The following is an 18,918-nucleotide window of genomic DNA, read 5'->3' as shown; positions in this document are numbered from 1 at the left end:
GGATCTCGCCGTCGCACCGATCGCACCACCGTTCACACTGGTAGCGTTCTGCCGCACATTGCCTAATTTGCAGGTTTTTGCCGGGGGGTCATCGTGATACAGCCGCTCACGGCGGAGGATCCCGGGCGGCTGGGGCCCTTCGAACTGACCGGGCGGCTCGGGGAGGGCGGCCAGGGGGTCGTCTACCTCGGACGGGGACCGGAGGGCGAGCAGGTCGCCGTCAAGCTCCTCCACCACGGGCTGACGGCCGACGCCGAGGCCCGCGCCCGCTTCCTGCGGGAGGTCTCGGTCGCCCGGCGCGTGGCGCGCTTCTGCACCGCCCCGGTCCTCCACGCCGATCTGGAGGGCAGCCGGCCGTACATCGTCAGCGAGTACGTGCCGGGCCCGTCCCTGCGCCAGCTCGTCGACCGGGAGGGCCCCCGGCGCGGGGCCGCGCTGGAGCGGCTGGCCGTCAGCACCGCCACCGCCCTGGCGGCGATCCACCGCGCGGGGATCCTGCACCGCGACTTCAAGCCGGCCAACGTGCTGATGGGCCCCGAGGGCCCGGTGGTGATCGACTTCGGCATCGCCAGGGCGCTGGACTCCCCCGGCATGACGGCGACCGGCATGGCCATGGGGACGCCGTCCTATCTCGCGCCCGAGCAGCTCAACGGCGGCGAGGTCACACCCGCCGCCGACGTGTTCGCCTGGGGCGTCACGATGGTCTTCGCCGCCAGCGGGACACCGGCGTTCGGCCAGGACTCCATCGCCACGGTGATGAACCGCATCCTGACCGTGGAGCCGGACCTGAGAGGGCTGAACGGCCCGCTGCGCGACCTGGTCGCGGCCTGCCTGTCCAAGAACCCGGCGGCCCGGCCGACCGCGGAACAGCTCGTCGCCCACCTGATGAGCGGCACGGCCCCCACCCCGGCCCCCGGCTTCGCCCCCGCCTCGGCTCCGGGCTCAGCGCCCTTCCCCGCCGCCGGATCCGTCCCCGCCCCCTCCCCCGGCCCGTCCGCCGCGGACACCCGGCCGCCCTCCCCCGCCGCGCCGCGCCCGGGGGCCGCGCGGCGGCGCCCGTCCGGGCTGCTGCTGGCCGCGGTCGCGGGCGCGGCGGCGCTCGGCGTGGCCGCCGGGACCGTGGTCGTCGTCCGGAACATCGAGAACGCCTCGGCGGTGCGGATCGCCGCGTCGGCGGACCCGGTCGCGGACCGGCGGCAGGGCGGGGAGGCAGCCGCGGAAGCGACCCCGGACGACCTCTCCCCGGCGGGCGAGTCGCCCGTCCCGGAGGCGGAGGAGGACGTCCTCGAACCCCCGGACGAGGAGCCCGCGTCCGTCGGCGAGCTCAGCGACGATCCGGGAAGCGAGCGGGAGACCGAGCCGGGCGGGCGGCCGACGGGGAAGCCGACCTCCGGCGCCGGGGACGGCACCCGGGACGACACCGGGAACGACACCGGGAACGACACGGAGGACGACTCCGGAAGCGAGACCGGGGACGGCACGGGGGACGACACCGGCGGCACGCAGGGCCCGACCGCGAAGCCCAGCGCCACGCCCACCTCCAAGCCGACGCCCAAACCGACGCCCAAACCGACACCGAAGCCCACCGCGACCGCCAAGCCCACCACCAAGCCCACGGCTACCGTCAAACCGACGACGAAGCCCACGGCTACCGTCAAGCCGACGGCCACGGCCAAGCCGAACCCGTACACGGCGGCGGGGGTGTGCGGCGCGGGATTCAAGCAGGTCAACTCCCACGCCCTCGGCGGCGCGACCGTCTACCTGCTCTACAACGCCACGAGCAAGCAGAACTGCGTCGTCACCATGTCCAGGTACGTGGTCCCCGGCAAGATCAAGATGAACGCCACCCTCCAGGTGCAGGGCGGCGCCTCGGCGGGCAACCCCGGCAACTTCACCGCCTACGCGGGCCCGGTACGGCTCACCGCGGCCAAGAAGTGCGTCATCTGGGGCGGCGTGTACGGCTCGCTGTCATGGAAGAGCGGCTGGAGCCACTGCGGCTGACCGGATCCTCACGGCCGGATCCTCGCGGCCGTGAGGATCCGGCCGGAAACACCGTGCCCCGCCCTCCCTTACCGGCGGGTAGCTCCATGTGGCACGCTCTGGACCTGGGCGCAGCCGGTCCGAGGAGATCACCGGCTACGGCGGAGGGAGACGTTTCGTGAGCCGGTTGGACACCTCCTCGGGCGACTATCTCGCCCGGCGCGAGGCGATGCTCGCCAAACTGGCCGATCTGGAGGCCGAGCACGCCAAGGCCGTGGCGGGCGGCGGCGAGAAGTACGTCGAGCGGCACCGCCGCCGCGGCAAGCTGCTGGCCCGCGAGCGGATCGAGCTGCTCGTCGACCCGGACTCGGCGTTCCTGGAGCTGTCGCCGCTGGCCGGATGGGGCAGCGACTTCCCGGTCGGGGCGAGCGTGGTCACCGGCATCGGGGTGGTCGAGGGCGTCGAGTGCATGATCGTCGCCAACGACCCGACCGTGCGGGGCGGGGCCTCCAACCCGTGGACGCTGCGCAAGACGCTCCGCGCCGCCGACATCGCGCTGGAGAACCGGCTGCCGCTGGTCAACCTGGTCGAGTCCGGCGGCGCCGACCTGCCGACCCAGAAGGAGATCTTCATCCCGGGCGGGCGGATCTTCCGCGACCTGACCCGGCTGAGCGCCGCCGGGATCCCGACGATCGCCCTGGTGTTCGGCAACTCCACCGCCGGGGGCGCCTACGTGCCCGGGATGAGCGACCACGTGGTCATGGTGCGCGAGCGCGCGAAGGTCTTCCTGGGCGGCCCGCCGCTGGTGAGGATGGCCACCGGCGAGGAGGCCGACGACGAGTCCCTGGGCGGCGCCGAGATGCACGCCCGCGTCTCCGGCCTGGCCGACCACCTGGCGGCCGACGAGCACGACGCCCTGCGGATCGGGCGGCGGATCGTGCGCGGCCTCAACTGGGTCAAGCGCGGCCGCGCCGCGCAGGCCGTACGCGATCCGCTCTACGACGAGGACGAGCTGCTCGGGATCGTGCCGGAGGACCTGCGCGTCCCGTTCGACCCGCGCGAGGTCATCGTGCGGATCGTGGACGGCAGCGAGTTCGACGAGTTCAAGCCGCTGTACGGCGCCAGCCTGGTGACGGGCTGGGCGCGGCTGCACGGCTATCCGATCGGGATCCTGGCCAACGCGCGGGGAGTGCTGTTCAGCGAGGAGGCGCAGAAGGCCGCGCAGTTCATCCAGCTGGCCAACCAGACGCGCACGCCGCTGCTCTTCCTGCAGAACACGACCGGTTACATGGTCGGCCGGGAGTACGAGCAGGGCGGCATCATCAAGCACGGCGCCATGATGATCAACGCGGTCTCCAACTCGGCCGTCCCGCACCTCACCGTCGTCATGGGCGCCTCCTACGGCGCGGGCAACTACGGGATGTGCGGCCGGGCCTACGACCCCCGCTTCCTGTTCACCTGGCCGAGCGCGAAGTCGGCCGTCATGGGCCCGGCCCAGCTGGCCGGGGTGCTGTCCATCGTCGGCCGGGCCGCGGCCCAGGCCCGCGGGCAGGTCTACGACGAGGAGGCGGACGCGGCGATGCGGGCGATGGTCGAGACGCAGATCGAGACCGAGTCCCTGCCGTTCTTCCTGTCCGGCCGGCTCTACGACGACGGCGTCATCGACCCCCGCGACACCCGCACCGTCCTGGGCCTGTGCCTGTCGGCCGTCAACAACGCCCCCGTCCCCGAGCCCGCCGGCTTCGGCGTCTTCCGGATGTGACCGTCATGATCACACGTTTGCTCGTCGCGAACCGGGGCGAGATCGCCCGCCGCGTCTTCCGCAGCTGCCGCGACCTCGGCATCGAGACCGTCGCGGTCTTCTCCGACGCCGACGCCGACGCCGGCGCGCCGCACGCCGCCGAGGCCGACCACGCCGTACGGCTCCCCGGCGCCCGGCCCGCCGACACCTACCTGTCGATCGAGAAGATCGTCGAGGCCGCCCGGCGCAGCGGCGCGGACGCCGTCCACCCCGGCTACGGCTTCCTGTCGGAGAACGCCGGCTTCGCCCGCGCCGTCCTGGACGCCGGCCTGACCTGGGTGGGCCCGAGCCCGGAGTCCATCGCCGCCATGGGCTCCAAAATCGAGGCCAAGGCCCTGATGTCCGCCGCCGGCGTCCCCATCCTCCCCAGCCTCACCGTCCCCTCCGCCCCGGCCGCGGACTCCCCCGCCGACACCGGGCGATTGGCCTACCCGCTGCTGGTCAAGGCCTCGGCGGGCGGCGGGGGCCGGGGGATGCGGGTCGTCCGCGCACCCGGTGACCTCGACGGGGAGATCGAGGCGGCTCAGCGGGAGGCGGAGTCGGCCTTCGGGGACGGGACGGTCTTCGTCGAGCCGCTGCTGGAGGACGCCCGGCACATCGAGGTGCAGATCCTGGCCGACGGGCACGGGACGGTCTGGGCGCTGGGCGAGCGGGAGTGCTCGATCCAGCGGCGGCACCAGAAGGTGATCGAGGAGGCGCCCTCCCCGGCGGTCTCCCCCGAGCTGCGGGCGCGCCTGTGCGAGGCGGCGGTCAGGGCGGCGCGGGCCATCGGCTACGTCGGCGCGGGCACCGTCGAGTTCCTCGTCAAGGCCGACACCGTCGCGTTCCTGGAGATGAACACCCGCCTGCAGGTCGAGCACCCGGTCACCGAGTGCGTCCACGGCGTCGACCTGGTCGAGCTCCAGATCCGGATCGCCGAGGGGGCCGCGCTCCCGCAGGCTCCCCCGGAGCCCCGCGGCCACGCCGTCGAGGTGCGCCTGTACGCCGAGGACCCCGCCCACGGCTGGCGCCCGCAGAGCGGTGTCCTGCACCGCTTCGACGTCCCCGGGGCGGACGTCCGCTTCTCCCCCGTCTCCCGCGGCCTGCGCCTGGACTCCGGCGTCGGGGACGGCTCCGAGATCGGCGTGCACTACGACCCGATGCTCGCCAAGGTCATCGCCCACGGCGAGACCCGCGCCGAGGCCGTGCGCAGGCTGTCCGGCGCCCTGGCCAGGGCGAGGATCCACGGTCCCGTCACCAACCGGGACCTGCTGGTGCGCGTCCTGCGCCACGAGGCGTTCCTGGCCGGGGAGACCGACACCGGCTTCCTGGACCGGCACGCCGCCGCCCTCGGCCTCCCCGGACCGCTGCCCGCCGGACCGCTGCCCGCCGGACCGCTGTCCGCCGTACCGCTGTCCGCTCTGGCCGCCGCGCTGGCCCAGGCCGCCGCGAACCGGGCGGCGGCCGCCGTACAGGCCGGGCTGCCCGGCGGCTGGCGCAACGTGCCGTCCCAGCCGCAGCGCGTGTCCTTCGCCGTCGGCGGGGAGCGGGCGGGCGACGGGACGGACCCGGCCGTGCGCACGGTGTCCTACCGGCTCACCAGGGACGGCCTGCGCGCCGAGGACTTCCCGGACACCGTCCTCATCGGGGCCGCTCCGGACGAGGTCGTCCTGGAGACCTCCGGCGTACGGCACCGCTTCGAGATCGCCCGCTACGACGGCGTGACATATGTGGACTCCTCCCTGGGCGCCGTACGGCTCACGCCCCTGCCCCGCCTGCCCGAGCCCGTCGAGCACCTGGCACCGGGCTCCCTGATCGCGCCCATGCCCGGTACGGTGCTGCGCGTCGGGGTCGAGCCCGGCGAGCCGGTCACCGCGGGCCAGGTGGTCGTGGTGCTGGAGGCGATGAAGATGGAACATCGGATCACCGCGCCCGCCGAGGGCACGGTGAAGGAACTGAACGTGACGCCCGGCCGCCAGGTCGAGGCGGGGGCCGTACTGGCCGTCATCGAGGAACGGACGTGAGCGCCGCGCGGCGCCGGAAGGTGGAGCGAGCCAGGTGAACAGGGACGGGGGCTGGCCGGTGGAACGGCTGGTGCACAAGGAGGTGTCCGGCGGGGTCGCCACGATCACGCTCGACTCCCCGCGCAACCGCAACGCGCTGTCGGTGCGCCTGCTCGGGGATCTGGAGGACCGGCTCGACTGGGCGCTGGCCGAGGAGAGCGTGCGGGTGATCGTGCTCACCGGGACCGGGCCGGTGTTCTGCGCCGGGGCCGACCTGAAGGAGCAGCGCGTCGAGCCGGGCAACGCGCACGAGGCGCCGGTGACCGCCTCGTTCCCGGAGATCATGAGCATGATCTGGAACAGCCCCAAGCCGGTCATCTGCCGCCTGAACGGCACGGCGCGGGCCGGCGGGCTCGGCCTGGTGGCCGCGTGCGACTTCGCCATCGCGCCGGACTCGGCGTCGTTCGCGTTCACCGAGGTCCGGCTGGGCGTGGTGCCCGCGATGATCTCGGTGACCGTGCTGCGGCGGCTCGACCCCCGCGCCGCGGCCGAGTACCTGCTGACCGGCGAGACCTTCGACGCCGCCCGCGCCCAGGAGATCGGCCTGCTGACCCGGGCCGTCCCCGCCGAGGAGCTGGACGCCACGGTCGCCCGCTACGCGGACATGCTGCTGCGCGGCGGTCCCGAGGCGCTGGCGATCACCAAGCAGCTGGTCCGGCAGGTGCCGGCGCTCTCCGTCGAGGAGGGCATGCGGCAGATGGCCGAGCTGTCGGCCCAGCGGTTCACCTCCGCCGAGGGCCAGGAGGGCATCGCCGCCTTCATGGAGAAGCGCCCCGCCGCCTGGATCCCGGTTCCCGACGAGAAGGACGACGGCGGGGAAGAAGCCGGATCCGCGTGAGCCTCCGGTGAGCGGAGCCGCGCCCGGAACCCGCCGAGCCGGTCGGGTCCGCCGGCCGCCCGCGATCCCCGTCGGCCCCTCCCGCGCAACCGCGCCGCGGATGACGCACGAAGCACTGGTATGGGGATGATCCTGGTGACGGGGGCCACCGGCTACGTCGGCGGGCGGCTGGTGCCGCAGCTGCTGGAGGCCGGGCACCGGGTCAGGTGCGTGGCCCGCAGTCCGCAGCGGCTGCGGGACCTGCCGTGGGCCGGGCGGGTGGAGGTCGTGGCGGGCGACGTCGGCGACCCCGACGCGATGCGGCGCGCGCTGGAGGGCGCCGACGTGGCGTACTACCTGGTCCACTCGATGGCCGGCGGGCCCGCCTTCGCCGAGCGCGACCGCCGGGCGGCCGAGACCTTCGCCGGGGCCGCGGCGCAGGCGGGCGTGGGCAGGATCGTCTACCTGGGCGGGCTGACCCACGCCTCCGGAGAGCTGTCGGCGCACATGCGCTCCCGTGCGGAGGTGGGAGAGATCTTCCTGCGGGCTCCGGTGCCCGCCGTGGTGCTGCGGGCCGCGACGGTCATCGGGTCCGGGTCGGCCTCGTTCGAGATGCTGCGCTATCTGACCGAGCGCCTGCCGGTGATGACGACGCCCCGGTGGGTGCGCACCCGCACCCAGCCCATCGCCATCCGCGACATGCTGCGCTATCTGACCGCCTGGGCGGAGGTCCCCGGAGAGGTCAACCGGGCCTTCGACATCGGCGGGCCGGACGTGCTGACCTACGCGGAGATGATGCAGGGGTACGCCGCGGTCGCGCAGCTGCCCGCCCGGGTGATCGTCCCGGTGCCGGTCCTGTCACCGAGCCTGTCCAGCCACTGGGTCGGCCTGGTCACGCCGGTGCCGGCGAGCATCGCCCGTCCCCTGGTGGAGTCGCTGCGCCACGAGGCCGTGTGCGCCGAGCACGACGTCGCCCGCTTCGTCCCCGACCCGCCGGGCGGGCTGATCGGCTTCCGGGAGTCCGTACGGCTGGCGCTGCGCAAGATCAAGGACGCCGACGTCGCCACCCACTGGTCCTCCGCGTCCACCCCCGGCGCGCCGAGCGACCCCCTGCCCACCGACCCCGGCTGGGCGGGCGGCAGCCTCTACTGCGACGAACGCGAGCTGGCCGTGGCCGCGCCCGCGTCGCAGGTCTGGCGGGTGATCGAGGGCATCGGCGGGGCCAACGGCTGGTACTCCCTGCCCGTCGCCTGGCGGGCGCGCGGCCTGATCGACCGGCTGATGGGCGGCGTGGGCCTGCGCCGGGGACGCCGCGACCCCCACCGGCTCCGGGTGGGCGACCCGCTGGACTTCTGGCGGGTGGAGGAGATCGAACCCGGGAGGCTGCTGCGGCTGCGCGCCGAGATGCGCCTGCCGGGCCTGGCCTGGCTGGAGCTCTCGGTCTGCCCGCAGGACGGCTCCGACCGGCCGGCCTCTCCGGGCGGTGCCCCCGCCCGGTCCGTCTACCGGCAGCGCGCGCTGTTCCACCCGCACGGGCTGCTGGGGCACGCCTACTGGTGGAGCATCGCTCCCTTCCATAACCTCATCTTCGGCCGGATGCCGCGCAACATCGCCCGCGCGGCGCGGCAGCGGCGTTGATCCCGGCCGGGGAGCCCGCCCGGACGGCCGTCTGGAACAATGCTCCAGACCCGAACGGCCGAGGGAGGGCCCGATGCTCCGTGTCGCCAACTGTTCCGGCTTCTACGGCGACCGGTTGTCGGCCGCCCGGGAGATGGTCGAGGGCGGGCCGATCGACGTGCTCACCGGCGACTGGCTGGCCGAGCTGACGATGCTCATCCTCGCCGGGAACCGGCTCAAGGGCCGCCCCGGCTACGCGCCGACGTTCCTGAAGCAGATGGAACAGGTGCTCGGCACCTGCCTGGACCGGGGCATCAAGATCGTGTCCAACGCGGGCGGGCTGGATCCCGCCGGGTGCGCCGCGGCGGTGGCGGAGCTGGCCGACCGGCTCGGGCTGACGGTGCGGGTGGCCCACGTGACCGGGGACGACCTGCTCGCCGGCGGGCCGGACGGATCCCGGGACTCCGGAGACTCCGGGGAGCGGGGCCGGTGGGGTGTCCTGGGCGACGCGATCAACATGGACACCGGCGAGGAGCTGCCCGCCGCGCCCCTGACCGCCAACGCCTACCTCGGCGGGCGGCCGATCGCGCAGGCCCTGTCGGCCGGGGCCGACGTGGTGGTCACCGGCCGGGTCACCGACGCGGCGCTGGTCACCGGACCGGGCATCTGGCGGTACGGCTGGCGCCCCGACGACCTCGACGCGCTGGCCGGGTCGGTCGTCGCCGGGCACGTCATCGAGTGCGGCTGCCAGGCGACCGGCGGCAACTACGCGTTCTTCGGCGAGGTGCCCGACCCCGCGCGCTGCGGCTTCCCGCTGGTGGAGCTGGAGGCCGACGGGTCCTGCGTGGTGACCAAGCACCCCGGCACCGGGGGCCTGGTCTCGGTCGGCACGGTCACGGCCCAGCTGCTGTACGAGATCGCCTCGCCCCGCTATCCCGGCCCCGACGTCGTGGCCCGCTTCGACACGATCGCACTGGAGCAGCAGGGCCCGGACCGGGTCCGGATCTCCGGCGTGCGCGGCGAGGCCCCGCCGGACACGCTCAAGGTCGCGGTCAACTATCTCGGCGGCTACCGCAACACCATGACGCTGGTCCTGACCGGCCTGGACATCGAGGCCAAGGCCCGCCTGGCCGAGGAGGCCGTCTGGGCCCGCGTGCCGAAGGACTCCTTCGAGCAGGTCCACACGGAGCTGACCCCGCTCGCGGGGACCGCCCTGTTCCGGATCACCGTGATGGACCCCGACCGCAAGAAGGCCGGCCGCGCGTTCTCCTCCGCGGTGGTCGAGACCGGCCTGGCGAGCTATCCCGGGTTCTACGGCCTGACCCCGCCCGGCGACGCCACGCCGTACGGCGTCTACTGGCCCGTCCTCGTGCCCGCCGCCTCCGTCCGCCCCCGCGTCCGGCTCGACGGCCGCGAACTCCCCGCCCCGGACGCTCCCGCCGCTCCCCTCGCCGGCCCGCCTGCGCCGCCGCACACCCGGAGCACCGTCACCACCGCCGGTTCGTCCGCGTCGTCCCGCGCTCAGGACCTCGCCGCTCCCGCCACCGGGGAGACACCCACGCCGACGCCCTCGGACGGCGGACGGGAGGCCGTCCGGGCGCCGCTGGGGGCGATCATGGGGGCCCGGTCCGGGGACAAGGGGGGCAACGCCAATCTCGGGGTCTGGGTCGGGACTCCGGAGCGGTTCGCGTGGCTGGCCGGTCACCTGACGGTCGAGCGCCTTCGCGAACTCCTGCCCGCGACGGCCGGGCTGACGATCGAGCGCTTCGAGTTGCCGAACCTGCTCGCGCTCAACTTCGTCGTGCACGGCCTCCTCGGCCGGGGCGTCGCCGCCAGCCCCCGCCTGGACGCCCAGGCCAAGGCGCTGGGCGAGGAACTGCGCGCCGCCGTCACGGAGATCCCCCGGTCCTTCCTGTGACGCCCGTACGGCCCGCCTGCCCCGTTCCCACGCCCGCGCTGTGACGTCCGTAAGGCCCGCGCGATCCGCTCCCGCGTCCCCGCTGTGACGTCCGTAAGGCCCGCACCACCCGGGGTGCCGAGACAACCCGGGACTATTGACCCGCGCCGCGCGATCTCGTAGATTCGCCAGCACTAGAACATCGTTCGGTTAGGTGTCCCCATGACCTCCACGCACATCGACGTCAACGTGATCGACCTTGACGTGCTCGGGGCGTGGATGGACGGGCAGGGGCTGCCCGTCGGGGAGTTCGGGGTGGTCGAGCCGGTCGCGGGCGGGACGCAGAACGTCATGCTCCGCCTGACCCGTGGCGGCGTGCCGTACATCCTGCGCCGTCCGCCCCTGCACCTGCGGGCCCGGAGCAACGAGGTGATCCGGCGCGAGGCCCGGGTGCTCGCCGTCCTCAAGGACACCCCCGTCGCCGCGCCCCGGCTCGTCGCCGCCTGCCCGGACGAGACCGTCATGGGCGGCGCCGTCTTCTATCTCATGGAGCCGGTCGACGGCTTCAACGCCACCGTCGGGCTGCCGGAGCCGCACGCGAGCGACCCCGCGATCCGCCACCGCATGGGGCTGGAGGCGGCCTCGGCGCTGGCGGAGCTCGGCCGGGTGGACCCCGGCCCGCTCGACGGTTTCGGACGGCCCGAGGGGTTCCTGGAGCGGCAGGTCCCCCGGTGGATGGGCGAACTGGAGGGCTACTCGGCCCTGGAGGGCTATCCCGGCCCCGACATCCCCGGGCTGGCCCGGACCGCCGACTGGCTGGAGCGCAACCGGCCGCGGGACTTCACACCCGGGATCATGCACGGGGACTATCACCTGGCCAACCTGATGTTCGCCCACGACGGGCCGCGGGTGGCGGCGATCGTCGACTGGGAGATGTGCACGGTCGGCGACCCCCTGCTGGACCTCGGCTGGCTGCTGGCCACCTGGCCCGACCCCGACGGCCAGGGGCTCATCGGCGGCGGCATAGCCGGTCTGGCGACGGCGCGGGAGATCGTCGCGTGCTACGCGGCCCTGTCGGACCGGGACCTGTCGGCCATCGACTGGTACGCCGTGATGGCCTGCTTCAAGCTCGGCATCGTGCTCGAGGGCACCCACGCGCGGGCCTGCGCGGGCAAGGCCCCCAAGGAGATCGGCGACGCGCTGCACGCCACCACCCTCGCGTTGTTCTCCAGAGCGGAGACGCTGATGGCCTGATGCTGACGAACTGACACCGGTGGCCGCATGTAGTGAATGGTGGGGGAAATTTCGGGATTTATGACTGTCCTGATCTTCCAGGCTCTAGGATTGCGCGCAATTGCAATGTGAGGCTGGCTCGGGGAAGGACACAGTCATGCGTTTGCGTTTTCTCGGCTCCACCTCGGAGGCGGGGGCCTGCCCCTCCCTCTACGAGACCGACCGGGGCACCATCGTCGTCCAGGGGCTGCACGTCACCGACGCCGCCGCCCTGGCCGATCTGCGGCACGTCCTGGACGGCGAGACCGCCGTCGAGGTCCCGCGGGAACTGCTGGTCGACATCGCCCGCAAGGTGCTCTCCTGACACCCGCGGGACGCCCCTGCGGGTGACCCCGGGTCACCTGTTGATCACAATTGGAACCGCCCCTATGGCACCTTCCGTACCGCCGGGTCTACCCTCGTGCGGCACCGTACGGGAGGTCTCATGAGTGGGTTCCAGCAGGCCCGGGTCGAGCTGGGGGCGCAGCTCCGGCAATTGCGGGAAACCGCGGGCCTGTCGGGCAAGGAACTCGCCGAGCGCCTGAGGTGGCAGCCCTCGAAGATCTCCCGGATCGAGAACGCCCGCCAGACCGCCACCGAGGACGACGTCACCATGTGGGCGCGTGCCGTACAGGCCGCGCCCGAGGTCGTGGACGAGCTGATCGAGCAGGCCAACGGCCTGCTCGAACGCCAGGACTCCTGGCGGCAGCGGCACCGCAGCGGCCTGGCCGCCCTCCAGGAGGACATCCGCGACCTGGAGGCGCGCACGACCACCTTCCGGGTCTTCGAGCCGGGCGTGGTCATCGGCCTGCTGCAGACCACCGAGTACGCCCGCAGCATCTTCACCAGGATCAAGCGTCTCTACAACGCGCCCGACGAGATCGACGCGGCGATCCGGGTGCGCATGCAGCGCCAGGAGATCCTCTACGACCAGAGCAAGCGCTTCCGCTTCATCCTGCCTGAGGCGGTGCTGCGCTATCGGCTGGCCCCGCTGGACGTGATGCGCGGCCAGCTCGACCGGCTGCTCGCGGTGACCGCGCTGCCCAACGTGGAGTTCGGCGTGGTGCCCTTCGAGGCGCCCCTGCCCTCCGCGCTGCTCAACGGGTTCTGGATCTACGACCAGGACCACGTCGCGGTGCCGACCAGGACCAGGGACCTGATCCTGCGCGACCCCGAGGACATCGCCTTCTACGAGCGCACTTTCGACGAGTTCTGCGAGATCGCGGCCTTCCGGGAGGACGCCAGGCTGGTCATCATGCGGGTCCTCGATGATTTCGCGCGACAATCCGCCAATCAGTCACCGCAATTGCTTGATTAACCTCCCAAGATCGTGCAATCCTCAGCAAGACGGAGGTGAAGCACGATGCTCGACACGCTGTCCTGTCTTGAGAAGTTCGCCACGGCGATCCGTTCGCATGCCGACCTGTCCCTGCAGAGCGTGTCGCTCGGTGATCCGGCATACGTGTGCGTCCGCAACCGCTTCAGCGACACCCTCATGGAGACGGTGACCTGCTCCCCGGACGGCGGCTTCATCACCTCCTGGGGCTACCGGCTCGGCACCGCCGACAACATCGAGGACGCCGCGGCCCGTCTGGCCTTCCTGCTGGCGGCCCTGCCCGCCTGACCCCGGCCGCCCCGGCGAACGCCCGCGACCTGCAAGATCTCTCGCAGAGATCCACCGCGCCGCGGGCCCGCGGTGAGCTGGAACGTCAACCCGGCTGCAAGCCGCGCTCTAGTGACGCGGCGCACCCTCCCGCCTATACCACAGGGGAGGGAAGGTATGGGGAACTCACTTCGGCGCAGGCTCGCGGCGGGGCTCGCCGTGACCGGCGTCGTGATCTCACCCGGGCTCGTCGCCGGCGAGGCCCTGGCGGCCGGGGCGCCGCCGGGCGACGTGGCGGTCGGCACCAGGCTGGCGGCCGAGAGCGATCCCGCCGTCCAGCTGATCGCGCTGGACTACACGGCCACCGTGGTCGTGCCCCGGGCCGGGCCGCGCAGGACGTTCGCCGCCCTGCAGGCGCAGGCCGAACGGCACGCCAAGGCCAAGCGCATCCCCGGCGACCGGCAGAGCCAGATGAAGTGGGTGCTCCGCAAGGCCGCCGCGGACGTCGACCGCTATCTGCGGCCCGCGGGCGACGACCGCAGGGTCCGCTCGGGTTACGGGGGGTTCTGCACCGGATGGTGGATCACCTCGGACGGGTACATGGTGACAGGGTCGCACTGCGTCGGCTCGCCCAAGGCCGCACTCCGGCAGGGCTTCGCCGGCAAGGCCCTGCCGAAGATCGGTGACGGCGACGTCAGGACCTTCCTGAAGGAGATCTCGCAGGTCGCCCAGGCCGACGACGAGCTGATCAGGCTCACCAGGAACATGTTCGACAGGTTCAACGTCAAGCACATGCGGGTGACCGGCCTGAAGAGGTACATCTCCCTGGTCAGCCCCCTGCCCGGCGGCGGGATGGACAGGACGGCCAAGATCAGGCCGCTGAAGCTGGTCGCCCGGGGCCGGGACTATCCGGGTGAGGACTTCGCGCTGCTGAAGCTGGCCGGCGCCAGGAACCTGCCCACCGTGCCGCTGGGCCGGGACACCGACGTCCGCGTGGGCGACACCCTCTACATCAACGGCTTCCCCGGGCTCATCACCAGCAGCACGGTCTTCGACCTGCGCTCGAAGCTCTACCCGGCGCTGACCGAGGGGGCGTACAACGCCAAACGGACCACGGTTTGGAACGTTCCATACATCCAGGCACAGGCGCCGTCGTACAAGGGCAACTCGGGCGGGCCGGTGTTCAGCAGGGAGGGCAAGGTCGTCGGGATGCTGATCGCGGGCTCACCGGAGCCCGACGGCGGCGTCACCGAGAACCACAGCTTCATCCTGCCGGTGAACATCGTCAGGAAGCGGCTGGCCGCCGCCGGGGTGACGGCGCGCCAATCACTGACCAGCCGGGTCTACGACTCCGCGCTCGACGACTTCTTCGCCCACCGCTATCGGGCGGCCCTGCCCAAGTTCCGCAAGGTGCACGCGCTGTATCCGGCCCACCCGTACGTCGCCGGCTACATCGCCGACTCGCGCAAGGCCATCGCCGCGGGCAAGGACAGGACCGGGCGCTGAGACCACGCCGCGCGTCCCCGCGAGGCCGCCGGAAACGGCCCGCGGGGAACGCCGGTGCTCAGGAGAGGCTCGCGGGGGCGTCCGGCGCTCAGCGAACGGCCTCGCGGAAAAACGCGGCGCTCAGGGGGCGGTCTCGATGGGGAACGCGGAACGCTCCAGCCCCACCTCCCGCGCCGCGGCGACGCGGGCGTGTTCCAGGAGGCGGGCCCGGGACATGTTCCCGGCGTCCAGGGTGTAGCGGATGGCCAGGCCGTCGAGCATGCCGTCGAGACGCTCGGCCGCGCCCTGCGGATCGTCGCAGACGAACTCGCCCAGGACCACGCCGTGGGCGATCACGTCCCTGAGGACGTCGATCCAGGCGCCCTCGAACTGCAGCAGGATGGTCCGCACGTGCTCCTCGCGCATCCCGACCGCCCAGGCGTCGAGCCAGAGGATCCAGCCCTGGTCGTCCCGGGAGGCGGGGATGCACACGCGCAGGATGTGGTCCAGCCGCTCCACCGCGCTCTCGGGGCCGTCGGCGATCTCCCGCAGCCGCTGGATCTCCGCCTCGCTCGTGCTGCGGAGCATCTCGGTGATGAGATCGTCCTTGGTGGCGAAGTGATAGTGGATCAGCCCGCCGCTCACGTTGGTCGCCTTGGCGATGTCGGCCACGCGGGTGCTGGCCAGCCCTCGCTCCAGAACCACCTTCCGAGCGGCTTCGAGCAGTTCGGCCCGCCGCTGGTCTGCCTGGTCGGCGCGGCTGCCGCGCGCTCCTCCTCCGCTGTGCACGGCGCAAGACTACAGCAGCACGCCTGTCCGCCCCCGTTCTCTGTGATCCGGTCATCGGCGAGGGACGCCGGGGACAGAAGGGAACGGGAGACGGGGTGCGGAGGACGGGCCGGAAGAGAGCCGACGGGACCCGTGCCCGCCGGCCTCCCCGGCGTTCAGCCGCAGCGGTGGAGGGAGGACTGCTCGCTCTCCTGCCCGCCGTACTCCGACGGGGCGACCACGGTGCAGTTGGCCTGCACCCACGTGTTCACCTCGGAGCCGCCGCCTCCGCCGGGCCCGCCCCGGCCCCCGCCGAGCATCAGGTAGGCGAGCCGGCCGGAGGAGACGAATTCCTTGAGCCGGTCCACGGTCATGGCCGGGTCGCTGCCGGTGAAGCCGCCCATCGCGATGACCGGCTGACCGGTCGACAGGATGATCGACGACGCGCTCTGCGCGCTGCTCACCGCGACCAGCCAGCTCGCGCCGCCCCGGTTCCTCCGCAGGTACTCGATCATCTGCCGGCTCACGTTCCCGCCGGGTCCGCCCCGCATGCCGCCCCCGGCGTCACCCGGCGGCCCCTCCGCGGCGTCGCCGGGCGGCATCCCGCCGGGGAAGCCCTCACGTGTTCCACCGGGGAAGCCCTCGCGCGTCCCGCCGGGCATCCGCATGCCCCCGGGCCCGCCGAAGCCGCCGCTGCCCGCGGGACCCGCGGTGGGGTTGGTGCCGTTGACGGCCGAGCCCAGCGGGGTCACGGCGTAGGCGGCCGGACCGGCCAGGCCCGCGAACAGCCCGGCCACCAGTGCGACGGCGGCGACCCGCAGCCGCAGGCGCCGGCCCATCCGGGCCAGCAGCAGCCCGGCCGCGGCGACCGCGGTCAGCCCCGCCACCGTCCACGCCAGCCAGGGCACGAAGTCGGGGGTACGGCGCAGCACCGTGAACGCCCACGCCCCGGTCACCGCGATCCCCACCGGCAACGCCCAGGCCCAGGCGCGCGAGCGCCGGTGGGCCCGCCACATCAGCACCCCGCCCAGACCGGTCAGGGCCGCGACGGCCGGGGCCATCGCGGTGGAGTAGTACGGGTGGAAGGTGCCGCCGGAGAAGCTGAACACCGCGTAGTGGACGGCCAGCCAGCCGCCCCACATGATCAGGGCCGCGCGGGCCCCGGGAAGGTCCTCGCGTACGGCCGGCGCCCGCACCGCGGACGGCGCCGTCTGCGGAACCGCCTCTCCTCCGGACGGCGCCGCCGCCCGCGCGGCCCGGCGGGTGGCCAGGATCAGGCCGCAGACCAGGGCAAGGACCGCGAAGGGCAGCAGCCACGAGATCTGCCCGGCCATGACGTCGTTGAACAGCCGTCCCGCGCCCGGCTCGCCGCCGAAGCCGCCGCCTCCGCCGCCCCCGCGGCCCTCTCCGCCGAAGATCCGGCCCAGGCCGTTGTAGCCGATCACCAGGTCCCAGACGGAGTTGTCGGTGCTGCCCCCGATGTAGGGACGGTCGGCCGCGGGCCACAGGTCGACGATCAGCATCCACCAGCCGCTGGAGACCACCAGGGCCGCGCCCGCCGCGAGCAGCCGGCCGAGACGCCGCGGCACCGTGCCCGGGGCCGCCACCAGGTAGACCGCGGCGAAGGCGGGGACCACCAGGTAGGCCTGGAGCATCTTGGTGTTGAAGGCCAGGCCGACCAGGACCGCCGAGAAGACCAGGGTCCGCGTCCTGCCGTCGCGCACGGCCTCCAGGCAGAACCATCCGGCCAGCACCAGAAGCAGGACCAGGACGGTGTCGGGGTTGTTGTCCCGGTTGATGGCGACCGTGATCGGGGTCAGCGTCATCACCAGCGCGGCGACCAGCGCCGCCGCGTGGCCCGCCGTACCGGACAGCGAGCGCCGCACGGCCGAGTGGACCGCGGCGACGGCCGCGACGCCCGCGGCCGCCTGGGGCAGGAGCATGCTCCACGTCCCGTACCCGAAGATCCTCGCCGACAGTCCCATCACCCACAGGGCGAACGGCGGCTTGTCCACGGTGATGAACGACCCGGCGTCCAGGGCGCCGAAGAAGAACGCCTTCCAGCTCTGCGTGCCGGACAGGATGGCCGCGGCGTAGTAGGAGTTGGCGTCGCCGTTGCGGCCCAGCGCCCACACGTGCAGGACGGTCGCCAGGGCGAGCACGGACCAGAAGGCGGGAGGGGCCCAGCGGGGGGCGGCCCGCCGGGAGCGCGCGGGCGGGACCGCACGCCGGGTGACGGTGGCGGCGGTCATCGCGCGGCCTCCACCCGGCGCGGGTTGAAGACCCACGCGCGCAGCAGGAAGAAGCGGACCAGGGTGGCCAGGGCGTTGGCGGCGATCACCGCGGCGACCTCGGCGGCGGTGGAGGCCCCCGGGGCCAGTGCGGTCAGCACGGCCAGGCCGCCGGTGCTCAGCACCAGGCCGATGACGAAGGCCAGGCCGCCCTCGAGCTGCTGGCGCAGGGCCCCGGCCCGGCCGGTGACGCCGAAGGTGAAGCGGCGGTTGGCCGCGGTGTTGGCGACGGCGGTGACGAACAGGGCCAGGCCGTTGGCCGCCACCGAGGGCACCAGCGTCCGCAGGAGCACGAACAGGCCGAGGTGGGCCAGCGTGCTGATTACGCCGATGACGGCGAAGACGGGCAGCTGGCGGGCCAGGCCCCTGGGGAGACCGGCGTCGCGGACCCGGGGCGGGACCGGGATGCCGGCCGGGCCGGACAGGGTCCTGCGCGCCACGCGGGCCATGCCCTTCAGGTCGTCCTTGATGGTCTTGACGATGTCCACCCGGCTGTCGGGGTCGTCCACCCAGTCCACCGGGACCTCGTGGATGCGCAGCCCGTGCCGCTCGGCCAGCAGCAGCAGCTCGGTGTCGAAGAACCACTCCTCGTCCTCGACCGCCGGCAGCAGCGCCTGGGCGATCTCGGTGCGGACCGCCTTGAAGCCGCACTGGGCGTCGGAGAAGCCCGCGCCCATCGCCCCGCGCAGCAGCAGGTTGTACGAGCGCGAGATGAACTCCCGCTTCGGCCCGCGCACCACGTTCGAGCCCCGGGACAGGCGGGTGCCGATCGCCAGGTCGCTGTGGCCCGACAGCAGCGGGGCCACCAGCGGAAGGAAGGCGTCCAGATCGGTGGACAGGTCCACGTCCATGTAGCCGACCACGTCGGCGTCGCTCTCGGACCACACCCGCCGCAACGCCCGTCCCCGGCCCTTGGCGTCCAGGTGCACGGCCCGCACGTGCGGCAGCTCCCGGCTCAGGTCGACCGCGATCGGCCAGGTCCGGTCGGTGCTGGCGTTGTCGGCGATCGTGATGCGGAAGCCGTAGGGGAAGGTGGCGGTGAGATAGGAGTGCAGGCGGCGGACGCTCTCGGCGAGCACCCGCTGCTCGTTGTACACGGGAACGACGATCTCCACCAGCCGGGTGCGTACCGGCGCCGTCAGCTGGGTCATGCTGCCCCCCCGTGGATCGTGGCTCTGCTCTGTCATGGCCTCAGGCTCGGCGACCGGTCTTGGGCGTTCCTGAGGCGATCATTAATGCGGGGTGAGAAAAACGACGGTCCACAGCATGATCAATTGATCTTGTAAATGACTTGCGGGCGCCCGGCGGGCGCCCTCGCACCGCGGACGCCCGCCGGGCGTGCCAG

The 18,918-nt window shown here is 73.1% G+C and carries 14 protein-coding genes; 11 read left to right on the top strand and 3 right to left on the bottom strand.

Annotated features, from left to right (window positions below; genetic code table 11):
- The first annotated feature begins 93 nt into the window (after window positions 1-93).
- From Psi01_RS43360 to Psi01_RS16490, 11 genes are all read left to right on the top strand, one after another.
- Window positions 94-2,001, top strand: a complete 1,908-nt coding sequence (locus Psi01_RS43360; protein WP_239127767.1) for a serine/threonine protein kinase — start codon at window positions 94-96, stop codon at window positions 1,999-2,001.
- Window positions 2,002-2,209: 208 nt separating this feature from the next.
- Window positions 2,210-3,742 carry an acyl-CoA carboxylase subunit beta gene (locus tag Psi01_RS16535; protein WP_239127794.1) on the top strand — a complete coding sequence of 511 codons (1,533 nt, stop codon included), beginning with the start codon at window positions 2,210-2,212 and terminating at the stop codon, window positions 3,740-3,742.
- 5 nt (window positions 3,743-3,747) lie between these two features.
- Window positions 3,748-5,784: an acetyl/propionyl/methylcrotonyl-CoA carboxylase subunit alpha gene (locus Psi01_RS16530; RefSeq protein ID WP_204064912.1), complete on the top strand. Its 2,037-nt coding sequence runs from the start codon at window positions 3,748-3,750 to the stop codon at window positions 5,782-5,784.
- Window positions 5,785-5,818: 34 nt separating this feature from the next.
- Window positions 5,819-6,661 (top strand): enoyl-CoA hydratase-related protein, encoded by an 843-nt coding sequence (locus Psi01_RS16525; protein ID WP_204064911.1) that lies wholly within the window; start codon window positions 5,819-5,821, stop codon window positions 6,659-6,661.
- A 120-nt stretch (window positions 6,662-6,781) separates the two neighbouring features.
- Window positions 6,782-8,278, top strand: coding sequence for an SDR family oxidoreductase (locus Psi01_RS16520; protein WP_204064910.1), 1,497 nt, complete (start codon window positions 6,782-6,784; stop codon window positions 8,276-8,278).
- Window positions 8,279-8,351: 73 nt separating this feature from the next.
- The gene (locus Psi01_RS16515; protein ID WP_204064909.1) at window positions 8,352-10,175 is read left to right on the top strand and encodes an acyclic terpene utilization AtuA family protein; all 1,824 of its coding nucleotides are present in this window, start codon (window positions 8,352-8,354) and stop codon (window positions 10,173-10,175) included.
- Window positions 10,176-10,376: 201 nt separating this feature from the next.
- Window positions 10,377-11,408 (top strand): phosphotransferase family protein, encoded by a 1,032-nt coding sequence (locus Psi01_RS16510; protein WP_204064908.1) that lies wholly within the window; start codon window positions 10,377-10,379, stop codon window positions 11,406-11,408.
- A 136-nt stretch (window positions 11,409-11,544) separates the two neighbouring features.
- Window positions 11,545-11,751 (top strand): hypothetical protein, encoded by a 207-nt coding sequence (locus tag Psi01_RS16505; protein ID WP_204064907.1) that lies wholly within the window; start codon window positions 11,545-11,547, stop codon window positions 11,749-11,751.
- 120 nt (window positions 11,752-11,871) lie between these two features.
- Window positions 11,872-12,744: a helix-turn-helix domain-containing protein gene (locus Psi01_RS16500; protein WP_204064906.1), complete on the top strand. Its 873-nt coding sequence runs from the start codon at window positions 11,872-11,874 to the stop codon at window positions 12,742-12,744.
- Between the two features lie 45 nt (window positions 12,745-12,789).
- On the top strand, window positions 12,790-13,050 hold the full coding sequence (locus Psi01_RS16495) for a hypothetical protein (RefSeq protein WP_204064905.1): 261 nt from the start codon (window positions 12,790-12,792) through the stop codon (window positions 13,048-13,050).
- Window positions 13,051-13,206: 156 nt separating this feature from the next.
- Window positions 13,207-14,535: a S1 family peptidase gene (locus Psi01_RS16490; RefSeq protein ID WP_204064904.1), complete on the top strand. Its 1,329-nt coding sequence runs from the start codon at window positions 13,207-13,209 to the stop codon at window positions 14,533-14,535.
- 120 nt (window positions 14,536-14,655) lie between these two features.
- Here Psi01_RS16490 and Psi01_RS16485 read toward each other — a convergent pair whose 3' ends face one another.
- The 3 genes from Psi01_RS16485 to Psi01_RS16475 form a co-directional block, all read right to left on the bottom strand.
- Window positions 14,656-15,303 (bottom strand): TetR/AcrR family transcriptional regulator, encoded by a 648-nt coding sequence (locus Psi01_RS16485; protein ID WP_204064903.1) that lies wholly within the window; start codon window positions 15,301-15,303, stop codon window positions 14,656-14,658.
- A 155-nt stretch (window positions 15,304-15,458) separates the two neighbouring features.
- Window positions 15,459-17,534, bottom strand: coding sequence for a mannosyltransferase YkcB-related protein (locus Psi01_RS16480; protein WP_204064902.1), 2,076 nt, complete (start codon window positions 17,532-17,534; stop codon window positions 15,459-15,461).
- Window positions 17,531-18,724, bottom strand: coding sequence for a bifunctional glycosyltransferase family 2/GtrA family protein (locus tag Psi01_RS16475; protein WP_239127766.1), 1,194 nt, complete (start codon window positions 18,722-18,724; stop codon window positions 17,531-17,533). The genes Psi01_RS16480 and Psi01_RS16475 overlap by 4 nt, the downstream gene beginning before the upstream one ends.
- Between the last annotated feature and the right edge of the window lie 194 nt (window positions 18,725-18,918).

Source organism: Paraplanobispora siamensis, assembly GCF_016863175.1.
In the GTDB taxonomy this organism is placed as follows: domain Bacteria; phylum Actinomycetota; class Actinomycetes; order Streptosporangiales; family Streptosporangiaceae; genus Planobispora; species Planobispora siamensis.
This window is presented reverse-complemented; position numbering and strand designations above follow the sequence as displayed.